The organism is Maribacter sp. (assembly GCF_049667165.1).
Classification (GTDB): domain Bacteria; phylum Bacteroidota; class Bacteroidia; order Flavobacteriales; family Flavobacteriaceae; genus Maribacter_A.
In genome coordinates, this window is record NZ_JBATHS010000022.1 from 1 (window position 1) to 3220 (window position 3220).

3 protein-coding genes are annotated in these 3220 nt (G+C 41.3%); 1 reads left to right on the plus strand and 2 read right to left on the minus strand.

The window, feature by feature from the left end; translation table 11 throughout:
- Positions 1-534 precede the first annotated feature (534 nt).
- Complete coding sequence (locus WBM98_RS00920; RefSeq protein ID WP_424364131.1) at positions 535-888, plus strand: toxin-antitoxin system YwqK family antitoxin; 354 nt, start codon at positions 535-537, stop codon at positions 886-888.
- A gap of 94 nt (positions 889-982) precedes the next feature.
- Here the strand turns inward: WBM98_RS00920 and WBM98_RS00925 are convergent, their stop codons facing one another.
- Both WBM98_RS00925 and WBM98_RS00930 read right to left on the minus strand, forming a co-directional pair.
- Positions 983-1372: a carboxypeptidase-like regulatory domain-containing protein gene (locus tag WBM98_RS00925; protein ID WP_424364132.1), complete on the minus strand. Its 390-nt coding sequence runs from the start codon at positions 1370-1372 to the stop codon at positions 983-985.
- Positions 1373-1546: 174 nt separating this feature from the next.
- Positions 1547-3220: hypothetical protein (locus WBM98_RS00930; RefSeq protein ID WP_424364133.1), on the minus strand; the 1674-nt coding region annotated here is incomplete at its 5' end.

A 3220-nucleotide genomic window follows, 5' to 3' on the forward strand; every position in this document is an offset into this window, starting at 1 on the left:
TGTGGCAATCTTCATGGTCCAAGTACTGTCTTGCCCCACTAAATTGAACAGTCCTTTACCAAATTTAGGTGCGTTGGTTTCTTGGGAATATGAAGTAAGCGTTCCTAATAGGATCAATCCTAAGGTAAGTAATTTGATTTTCATTGTGTTATTAATTTTTGTCGCTACAAATAACACCTGCCAATGTTAAGTTAATGTTTTTTGAACATTAACTTTCGAATAACAATCAATTAAAAGCATAAAAAAACTGCCTTGGCCAAAGGCAGTTATTAGGATTCATGATAATATAGTCGACAAAAACTAATAAATTATATGAAAATACTAATGTTTGTCTTAAGACATTTCAAAACTAGGCGATAAAAACAAACTAAATGTAATGGGAACATTAAGGAATCATAAAATCTTTCCCATAAGGACAAAACCTGAAGTTCCTGATATAGAGGGCGGAACAATATTAATGTAAAATTAAGGTTAATAGAAAGTAACATTAAAGTAAATTCCTTAACTTTATTCATTAAATATACAACGTTGGTCATGAAGAATGCCATTTTACTTCTTATAATGCTATTGGTTTCGACCTTCACGTATGCCCAAAACGAAAAAAAGATTGGATTAAATGAGGAGACCAAGCTGATTGAGGCTACTTATTTTCATGATAACGGGAATGTAAGTCAGACAGGGACCTTCAATCTGGATGGAAAATTGCATGGAGAATGGCTAAGTTTCAGTGAAGAAGGTAAATTAATCTCTAAAGGGGCCTATGCAAATGGCCGAAAAGTTGGAAAATGGGTTTTTTGGTCCGGTGAAACCATGAAGGAAGTAAGATATAATATGGATGGTATTGCCAGTGTAGACGGAGTGAAGAAAGAAGCCCTGGTCAAGAATTGATTCACAAACCCTATCAAATTATAAAAATGAAACATCCCGCCTATTAGTGGGATGTTTCATTTTTAAGATATATCAAGAAATTATAATAGGCCTTTTACTTTAAGCTTGACGTTGGTGGAAGGTGAAAATCTGTTCTATCCGCAGTGTTGACGGCATAATCGTTCAGTAGAATTGTTTTTTGGGATAGCCCACATTGAATTTTGGAAGTCTTATCCTTTTCAATAAATACGGGAATCTCTAAGTTATCATAACCGGCATAACTCACCACCAAGGTGTGCTCACCTACCGGGACATCTTTCAGCTCAAAATTACCGTGAAAATTTGTTTCGGCTTTTTGGGCCTGGCCTTTCAATTGCACATTCGCCATTAGCATGGGTTCCTCGTTCATTTCCAAATCCAAAATCGTACCGGATATAGAACCTTGATCTTGGGCAACCAACTTAGCTGCTATTAGAAATATAACGATGATTACAATTTTGTCCATCATTGATTTTTGACAAATGAAACAACTTCAAATTAACTTAACGTTATGTAAAAGTTATCAATGGGCGGGTTTGAATTATTTTCGAATAGACTTCGACCTTCACTATTCTTCATGTTGTAAAAAAAGAAAGCCCTGAAAGTAACGTCAGGGCTCTCAGTGGTATTTAATTGTGACCTAGTTTCCCGTGGCCCAATCAAACATAGTGACGTCAACTTTTGTCCCGGTATTATATGGGCCCTCTAAAGTGGCATCGGCTCCTTCAATCTGAACGTTGGCCAAGGGACCAGCGTCTTTCATATCAACCAAGGTTGCATAACCCTCTACATATAGATTGGTAATTGTAGCCCCCGAAGTCTTCTTAAATTGTAATGCGGTACCATCCTGGGTAGAGACGGCAGTTAAATTCACAAGTTTAGGATTGTTATTTACCCCATCGGCTTCGACGGCAGTAGAAAAACCTGCATTTGTATGTGAAACATAGGCATTGGTCAAGGTGCCGCTCCAACCTTCAGTCCAGTCTATGGCATCATCCTCGTTGTTCTCAAAATAGAAATTGGAAGCGGAAACGGTGCCGCCAAAGAATTCAACCCCATCATCCTTGCCATCGATCATGGCAACATTGTCGATCGTAGTGCCAGAACCTACAGCATACAGGGTAAGACCGTTGTACTGCGAGTCAGGGTTGATCTGGGCGCCCGCATATCTGATGATCAAATAGCTGATAGCACCGGAATTATCGGTATCATCTGACCCACCATAGGAAATCTGTCCTACTTCGGCCGTGGCATTGGTGCCTTCGGTCGTAGTGGCATTGCCGGCGATGACTAAACCACCCCAGTCCCCTGGGCTTTCATTGGAAGAAGTCATCACTACGGGAGCAGTAGCGGTGCCTTGAATATCGATCATACCTCCTTTTTGAACTACGATGTATGTGCTGGTTTCATCTCCACTTTCTACATCGGCAATTATGGATGTTCCTGCAGGAATAGTTAAAGTGGCACCTGTTTCAACACTTAAAGTTTGTGCCAAGTAGTACGTGATATCGGCATCCAAAGTCAAATCAGCGGTTATACTACCTGATAATACACTGGTTTCAACAACGACTTGCGAATTTACCCAGTCAAAACTTTCAATAGCGACAGTTGGGGTAGCAATGTAACTCATCGTCGGGTCAGCATCGGAACCATCAATCTGTACATTGGCAAGTGGGCCGGCATCTTTCATGTCAACGGAAGTATCATAACCTGCCAATGAAAGCCCGGTAATCGTGGCGCCTGAGGTTTTCTTGAACTGTAGTGCAGTGCCTCCAACGGTTGAAACAGCTGTAAAATTGGCCAAGGTGGGGTTTCCGTTTTCCCCGTCAGCTTCCACTGCAGTGGAAAAACCTTCAATGGTATGTACTACGTAGGCATTGGTCAAGGTGCCATTCCAGCCTTCTGTCCAATCTACGGCATCATCCTCATTGTTCTCCAAATAGAAATTGGAAGCGGAAACGGTACCACCAAAGAATTCAACACCATCATCCTTGCCATCGATCATGGCAACATTGTCAATCGTAGTACCAGAACCAACGGCATACAGCGTAAGACCATTGTATTGTGAGTCAGGATTGATCTGGGCACCCGCATATCTGATGATCAAATAACTGATGGCACCAGAATTATCAGCATCATCAGTTCCACCATAAGTTATCTGACCTACTTCTGCAGTTGCATCCGTGCCTTCAGTCGTTGTGGCATTCCCTGCGATTACCAAACCTCCCCAGTCTCCGGGGGCTTCATTGGCAGAAGTCATTTCCACGGGATTGGAAGCCGTACCTTGAATATTGATTTTACCTCCTTTTTGAAC

Bases quoted from the DNA above. Each gene is read 5' to 3' on its own strand.
- WBM98_RS00920 (WP_424364131.1), top strand. From the start codon at position 535: ATGAAGAATGCCATTTTACTTCTTATAATGCTATTGGTTTCGACCTTC.
- WBM98_RS00925 (WP_424364132.1), bottom strand. From the start codon at position 1,372: ATGGACAAAATTGTAATCATCGTTATATTTCTAATAGCAGCTAAGTTG.